Raw genomic sequence first — 7,353 nt, 5'->3', positions numbered from 1 at the left:
TTCCAAGTGTATACTGTGTATGGGTCATATGGCCAGTCGGTGACTTCGTATTGGCTGATGACTGTTTGATTTAATTTGCCAAGGCCGAGTTGGGACCAGGATCCATATAATATTTCTTCTGTTCCATCAATAGAATAGAAGTACGGGTATCTGGCTCGGTATTCCAGAAAACTGTTACTTTCTATTGTAACATTTAGGGTGAGGCAGTTTTGATTATAGGTTTTGTTTTGGGGGTAATGGCTGGTGATGTTGTTGTAAGGGTGAGGTCTGGTTGGGTACCATTCTCCCTCTGCTGATGCAGTGCTTGGGAAAACCGTCAGCAGAACAAGCAAAAGAAGTACTGAGAGAATTGCTGTTTTTCTTATTTTTTGAGTGCTTTGTGAAAAAAGCATATTCTTTTCGATAATCATCTGCATATAATTTGGTATTTAAAACTTTTTTAGAATACGTGGAAACTGGAAAAAATCCTGGGAAATTGCATCATTCAGATACACTCTGATTCGTAAGGATTAATTAGTTGCTGATGAATTTTGTCGGGTTGCTTTTTGTTGCTTGGTTTAATAATGCTTAATAGTTTCTGTTGCCGTGTAACTGGTATACGTGATTTGGCATGGTTGATGTTTGGCTTCCATACGGAAAAACCCAAATTTGCCTTCGAGTCCCCGCGCGAAACCTGCTTGGAACAATCGAACCCAAAGAAACCGCTGGCGTAGAAGACCCCAACGCAGAAATTGAACGCGCAATAAAAGAGCCACTTGGCACCAAACGCCTCTGCGAAATCGCAAAGCCTGAGAGTAAAGTTGCCATTGTCGTGGATGATTTCACACGTAACGCGCCAAGCCAAGCAATGCTCACACCCGTACTTGCCGAACTTAACGCGGCAGGCGTAAAAGATGAAAATGTCACAGTAATTTTTGGTTGCGGAACTCACAGGGCGGTTAAGCCTGAGGAAGCTGAGCAGTTGATAGGTGTTGAACTTCTGAAACGGGTAAAAACAATTAGCAGCAACGCCAAAGCCGAAGACTTAGTTTACGTGGGAACCACTAAAACCCATAACAACAAAATCTACCTCAACCCAACCTTTGCAAACGCAGACGTTAAAGTTCTGTTGGGTGACGTGGGCTACCATTACTACGCTGGGTTTGGCGGTGGAAGAAAAAGTGTGCTGCCCGCAGTCGCTGGGGACGAAACCATCCAAACTAACCATGCACTGCTTCTGAGTGCCAGCGCAAAAACAGGCAATCTTGAAGGCAATCCTGTTCATGTGGACATGACTGAAGCCGCAAGATTAGCCAAAGTAGATTTTATCGTTAATGTGGTGGAGAACAGTAAAGGGCAAATTGTTAAGGCGTTTGCGGGGGATTTGGAGCAGGCGTTTTTGGAAGGCGCCAAGCTGGTGGATGAAATGTACCGTGTCACAGTTGACCGCAGAGCAGAAATCGTTGTGGTCAGTGCAGGCGGTTACCCCTTAGATATTGATTTGTACCAAGCTTACAAGGCATTAGATAACTGCTTAGACGTGGTGAAGCGGGGAGGCGTGATTATTTTGGTTGCGCAGTGCCCTGAAGGTCATGGTCATCAAGTGTTTTATGATTGGATGACGCGGTTTGGCGGTGACTTAAAAGCTATTGAGCGGGAAATCAAGCGGCACTTTATAATGGGTGGGCACAAAGCCTACTACCTGCTCAAGGCACTTCAGAATCACCAAATAATCTTGGTGTCCTCGTTGCCTGACTATTACGCCACCACCATTTTCAAACTAAAAACTTCACGCGCCGTCAACGATGCCTTAATGGAAGCTTGGAAACTTTCAGGTTCTGCCTCACGTGTTTGGGTGATGCCTCATGGACACGACACCTTAGCTATGTACAAAGCTCCCTCAGAATAAAACCGCAAAAAACCCGCTTGACGCGGACGTGCTATCCGTAAACTTTAAGTTTCTATGGTGAAATTCGTTAAGAAGAGCTGAGACAATGCCAGAGGCCTTTAACCTTCGAAAGTTCCGTCCAGACGACCTACAATCAGTAATGCAAATCAACCGTGTATGCCTACCTGAAAACTACACTGACTTCTTCTTCATCGATCTGCACCAACGATTCCCCGAAACTTTCATCGTCGCAGAATCAGAAAAAGAAATCGCAGGCTACATAATGTGCCGCATCGAAGTTGGTCTTTCTAACTTGGGCTTTGGCGGGTTAATCCGCAAAGGACACGTAGTCTCCATCGCCGTGTTGCCTCATCATCGACGCAAAGGTATCGCAAAAGCCGTAATCACCCGTGCGCTTGAAGGCATGGTCTACTACAAGGCAAAACAGTGCTTCCTTGAAGTCCGCGTCACCAACGACTACGCTATTACACTATACAAACAACTCGGATTTGAGGTCAGCAGAACAATCAACGGATACTACAGTGATGGCGAAGACGCCTATGTCATGACCAAAAAACTGAGCTAAACCCTGTTTTTTCAGTTTTTATGTTTAGTTTGTTTTGAGAATTACCTGTTCAGGTTGTATAACAAGTCTTCTTACAGTAAGCGGCAGCGCCAAATTTACCATGACAATCATAGCTAGCATTGAATAGCGTACGCTTGTTGTTAAGTATGCGGTGTCTACGAAGACTTGAAAGTTTTGTGCTCCCGCCATCAAATTCATCGATGCCATACCCAGCGTAAGCAGTGTTAACGGCACCGCAGCGGCAAGGGTGATTTTTTCTTTCATGCGGTAAAGCAGCACGTACGAGAACACCATTGTTGGAGCGTAGTATGCGAATGCACCCAAGATGCCCAGTGGCCACCCAAGCGGGTTAAGTTCGATGGCTAAACCTGTGATGTCTATGGCGTAAACCGTGGTTACGATGTCAAAGCACCAAAACGCCAACGCGACACCTTGAAAGGCAAACAGTAAACCGCGCAATTTTTCGCTTCTGGGGGTTGTTGTGGTGTTGGGTGTTTTCAGTTTGAGGTATGTTAGGCTGATTGCTGGAATAAGCAACGTAAGCGCGTACAGTAGCCCAAGCCATGCGTCTCCGCCCTGTATAATCGCAGCTATGTTTAGGCACCAGACTAAGCCTGCTGCGGCTAGAAAACCTTGCGCTAACTTCTTCAGCGATTCCACTGCGGTTCTCCCCATTTATGGGCAAGGCGTGTTATGCTAAATAACCTTTATTCCCAAAGCTGAACTTGACTTTACTGTTTTACAAGAAGACAAATTAATAAGCCAAACCGCTGATGAACAATTATTGGAGACTTAGTCATGCCAAAAGTAGCTATAATACGCCCCAGAAAAAGAATCGCCTTAATCGCTCACGACAACAAAAAAGAAGTCATGCTTCAATGGGCAAAATATAATCTGGGAACGCTACAGCAGCATGAACTTTATGCCACAGGAACCACAGGCAAACTGCTTGAAAAAGAACTGGGTTTAAACGTGACTATTTTCGAGAGTGGCCCCTTAGGTGGTGACATGCAAATCGGCGCACGCATATCTGAGGGCTGTATTGATTTTCTGATTTTCTTCTGGGACCCGCTCTCTTCAATGCCTCATGACCCCGACGTTAAAGCGCTTCTACGTGTGGCTGTGGTTTGGAATATTCCGTTTGCGTGTAACCGTTCCTCAGCGGACTTTATGATTTCCTCTCATCTCATGTGCGAGGACTACGCGCGGCAACTTCCCGATTATGAATCCTACCGAAAACGTTTCGACAACCAAGACACAGACAATTCTAACGCAGCTTATCAATAATTGATGCTTTAGTATAAGGAACAAACTCGCGTACCTGCTCAATCGAAGTTTTACCTGCCCGCTCCCGTTGTTCTTTTGGTAACTTGTACATCAAAGACTTCAAAACACGAGTAAGCAACTCCTTCCCCTGCACGTCACCGGGTAAAATCAAAATAAACGATTTAGTCCTTGCACTAACCGCATCCACAGGACCACCAAAAAACTCCGCCTTCTCCCCAACGCTCACTCCAATCGCAAGCTTTAGCGGTGTACCGCGCATCCAGTTACGTTTGCCAACCACAAAAAACGCGCCATGTGGCACAGACTCGCCTGAAGGACCGCTCTTGCTGAGTTGCTCGGGCTTAACCCAGTACACATCCGCGCTGCCTGCGTTCTCGCGCCATGCACGGGAAAACGACGCCGCATACTCCCCAGCCTCCTTAAGCGCCTGCTCACTTATGGGTTTGCCCTCCGCCTTAATCACGACAAACGGTGAACCAGTGATTTCAGCGTGAAAAACCACATCCTCATCAGTCGCATGCTTCTTAATTAGCACTTCATTGCTGACTACATCTTTGCCTGCAACCACCAAAAACCCATCTGAAGAAGTGAACCAGCGAAATTTCTGGAACCATTCCTTGCTTTCAATCTTGCGTGCAGCCAACGCTTCCATAAGCTGGGCGGGTTTGAGGGTTTTAAGTTCCTCGGCGCGGTCGAGTTCTTTTTGGATTTTCGCCAGCTTCCTTTTAGAGTCCTCCAAAGCAAAGGTGGCGCCTTCAGATTTCTGCTTAGCCCGTTTGCTTTTTTCGTAGTATTGGTTGGCGTTGTCGTATAGTGAATCTCGCAGGTTCAAACAAAAATGGTAGCCATCAAGGCACATGTTTAAGGCAAGATTTTTTCCATCAAACGACTCCACAAACTTGCACTGCGTTTTTGCTTCTTTGGCGATGCTAATCCAATCTAGTCCTTGCCTATTTGCCGTGTGTAGTTTATCTAGGAAAATCTGTAGTTCAGATAGGTGAGCGTAGATGGTGTTTCCTATTTGCTGGTCGCGTTCTTGGCGTGCTTGGTCTTCACGGATAGATTTTTCCTGCTCCTCAACCATGCGGCTTAACCGTTGAGCTTCCTTTTTGAGATTGTCCACTTCTACACTGGCAACAGCCTTCTCCGCCGTGATTACTCGAAGGAAAAACTGGTCCAGTGCTTCGCTAAAAGATGGAAAAAGCTGGATTTGGTAAGACTCGTAACGTTTAAGCTTGAAAGGAACCACATCCACGTACTCCTTCTGCTCATCAAGTACAATGTTGGGTTCCAACTGATGATTAGAAATTTTGGAAAGTAATTCCTCAAGGCATCCGAAAATGGCGTCAAAATCTGTTTCTTGCAGGGTTTTGCATGGTCTGGTTTTGTCGATGTCTGCTCTTTGTAGGATTTCCTCTGAGTAAACCCCCCCAAGCCCAAGAGAACGCGCCATTGCTCTGACTACCTCTGTGTCGCCTGACTCTTTGAGGGTGTCTGCAAGAGTGGTTTTGGTGACTTCAAAGGGGTTTTTGCCTATTGCAGGAGGAAACACCAGTTGCTCCCCATGCAAGATGTTGCGGTCGCGCATCCGCTTAAACTCCATGGCGCTGATTATCACGTTTTGCTCGTTAGTTAGTATCAGATTGCCCTCACCAAACAGTTCCACCGTCAATTTTAGCAAGCCCGTTTTGGTCCTAAAATCCACTGTAACTATTCGCTCAAACTGGTACTGTTCAATCCCTGCCAGCCATGCGCCGCGTAGGTACTTGCGCATTGTCATACAGAATGGTGGAGGCTGCGCTGGGCTTTCCTCCGCGTAAACTGTGGTGTGCAGTCTTCTTCCCGCTTCAATTACTAGTCTGATTGGGGGCAGGTCGGTTTTGTGCAGTCGGAATACGAGGGTTTTCTGGTCAAACTGGTAGATGTTGTTAACTCGTGAGTCCAAGATGTGCTCTTTTAATTCTTGGGTTACGGCTGAAATGTCAAAGCTGCTGAATTCTTTTTTACGCAAAGGCTGCACCGTGTATCTGCATGTATGTGTTTGGGGCTATAAAAATGGCTTTTTGCTCCAATATGCCTTGTTTATCGTGATTGGGCAGAAATCATTTAAATCCCAAAAGAGTGGCGATGTCTCCCGTCATCTTTCCCCTTTTTCTTCATATTGTCTAATTAGGGTATCTATTTGCCTAAGAATTGCCGATTAAATGGGAAAGTACCCATTCTGCACCTGTCGGATTACCTGAAGTTTTCCTTATGCCTGATAATCAACGTTACATAGTAGCCCCAAACGGCAGACTATTTTGTGTTGATTCGGGAGAATACTATCGGAAGGGTAGATTTACTAAAAAACAAAAACGTCACTACATGCGCTTACACAGTGGTATGAAGCTGGCATCATCACGAAAAGAGCGCCTAACCTTTATGACCTTAACAACCCGCTATGAGAAAACAAATCGCAAAAACCGCTTTGCTAAAGTTAAAATGCTCAATAACGCCTTTATTGTTCTGCGAAAGCGTATAGAACGGCTATTACAAAAAAGGATGTATATGCAGTTTTGCAGAAAGCACTATTCTGCCAAAGAGTTTTACCGTAACAAAAAAGGCACCGTCATATATGGCTATGAACTGCACGGGGACAAATTAGCCGTAAAGTACCCTTTTGATTTTGCCATGTTTAAATTCAAATTTCGCTATTTCAAGGTGAAAACTGCCGAGGGTGGTGGTGTATTGCATGTTATTTTTAGAAAAGCCCACAATGTCCCTCCAATTCCGTTTAAGTGGCTTCAAGAGCAATGGGATGAACTTTGGAACTCGCCCCGAGTAAACATCAAAGATGTACCCATAACCAGCGCAAGGGGTCTGTCAATGTACATGGTCGGACAATACTATGCCAAACAGCCTGTTATTCGCATGAGTTATGGTCGGCAATGGGTTTATCAGGGCTTTAAAAAATCCTTCAATCACATAGCAGAAATTTACGGGTCTATGCGTCAACCTAAAAACGACCCCTACGAACCCCCAAAAATTACCCCTTGGAAGCGTGTTCTTGAGGTTTGGGATAAAAAAATGAAAAATAACGACTTGCCAACCATAGCGGGAACAAGCCAAAAACGCTTTCGCTTCCATAAATGGGATGATTGTTACTATGAAAATCGCCGATTAATTAAAAAACCGCCCACAAAAACAATACCTCATCCTATAACAAAACAACCCGTAGAAGTCGTTGAGCATAAATTATTTAATCCTAATCCTTTTCAAAAGAAAGTAAAACCAGTGCAGACAATGCAATCGACTTTTGAATTTGTGGAGATTGAGGATAAGCATTGGTGGGAAAACGGCAAATACTGCTATAGCCTGTGTACGGTGTTAAGTTTGAAAAATTCAGAAAAGCAGTGGATTCTTGCCAATGTAGAACCCCCTGATAGACAGTACCGTATTATCCCGATGGATGCCGAATTAAAAAAGCGAAAAGACCAAGAAGAAAAAGAAGCAAAAACCCGCTTAGAAAAACTCTACAATTTTTAAGGTTTCTTAGGCATTGGTTTCAAAGTAACTTTATAGCCACAACTCGAACAGGTAACTCTGATTAATTTCGATTCTGTATCCCATTCAT

At 44.8% G+C, this 7,353-nt stretch carries 7 protein-coding genes; 4 read left to right on the top strand and 3 right to left on the bottom strand.

What is annotated here, in order from left to right; all coding sequences use genetic code 11:
- A partial coding sequence (locus NWF01_04300) for a hypothetical protein (GenBank protein MCW4024240.1) occupies positions 1 to 392 on the bottom strand: 392 nt, incomplete at its 3' end.
- A 218-nt stretch (positions 393 to 610) separates the two neighbouring features.
- On the opposite strand from NWF01_04300, the gene larA reads away from it, so the two are divergent.
- Positions 611 to 1,888, top strand: coding sequence for a nickel-dependent lactate racemase (larA, locus tag NWF01_04295; GenBank protein MCW4024239.1), 1,278 nt, complete (start codon positions 611 to 613; stop codon positions 1,886 to 1,888).
- A gap of 85 nt (positions 1,889 to 1,973) precedes the next feature.
- Complete coding sequence (locus NWF01_04290; GenBank protein MCW4024238.1) at positions 1,974 to 2,453, top strand: GNAT family N-acetyltransferase; 480 nt, start codon at positions 1,974 to 1,976, stop codon at positions 2,451 to 2,453.
- A gap of 24 nt (positions 2,454 to 2,477) precedes the next feature.
- Here the strand turns inward: NWF01_04290 and NWF01_04285 are convergent, their stop codons facing one another.
- Positions 2,478 to 3,113 (bottom strand): hypothetical protein, encoded by a 636-nt coding sequence (locus NWF01_04285; GenBank protein MCW4024237.1) that lies wholly within the window; start codon positions 3,111 to 3,113, stop codon positions 2,478 to 2,480.
- Positions 3,114 to 3,251: 138 nt separating this feature from the next.
- Here NWF01_04285 and NWF01_04280 point away from each other — a divergent pair, with 138 nt between their 5' ends.
- Positions 3,252 to 3,740, top strand: coding sequence for a methylglyoxal synthase (locus tag NWF01_04280; protein MCW4024236.1), 489 nt, complete (start codon positions 3,252 to 3,254; stop codon positions 3,738 to 3,740).
- Here the strand turns inward: NWF01_04280 and rqcH are convergent.
- Entirely contained in the window at positions 3,721 to 5,751 is a 2,031-nt protein-coding gene (rqcH, locus tag NWF01_04275) for a ribosome rescue protein RqcH (protein MCW4024235.1), read from the bottom strand. The two genes, NWF01_04280 and rqcH, sit on opposite strands and share 20 nt — an antisense overlap.
- A 182-nt stretch (positions 5,752 to 5,933) precedes the next feature.
- On the opposite strand from rqcH, the gene NWF01_04270 reads away from it, so the two are divergent.
- On the top strand, positions 5,934 to 7,265 hold the full coding sequence (locus tag NWF01_04270) for a hypothetical protein (protein ID MCW4024234.1): 1,332 nt from the start codon (positions 5,934 to 5,936) through the stop codon (positions 7,263 to 7,265).
- Positions 7,266 to 7,353 lie beyond the last annotated feature (88 nt).

The organism is Candidatus Bathyarchaeota archaeon (genome assembly GCA_026014585.1).
GTDB lineage: Archaea > Thermoproteota > Bathyarchaeia > Bathyarchaeales > Bathycorpusculaceae > Bathycorpusculum.
The sequence above is the reverse complement of the archived record's forward strand: the minus strand, read 5'-3'. Positions and strand labels throughout refer to the sequence as shown.

Bases quoted from the DNA above. Each gene is read 5' to 3' on its own strand.
- larA (MCW4024239.1), top strand. From the start codon at position 611: ATGGTTGATGTTTGGCTTCCATACGGAAAAACCCAAATTTGCCTTCGA.
- NWF01_04290 (MCW4024238.1), top strand. From the start codon at position 1,974: ATGCCAGAGGCCTTTAACCTTCGAAAGTTCCGTCCAGACGACCTACAA.
- NWF01_04280 (MCW4024236.1), top strand. From the start codon at position 3,252: ATGCCAAAAGTAGCTATAATACGCCCCAGAAAAAGAATCGCCTTAATC.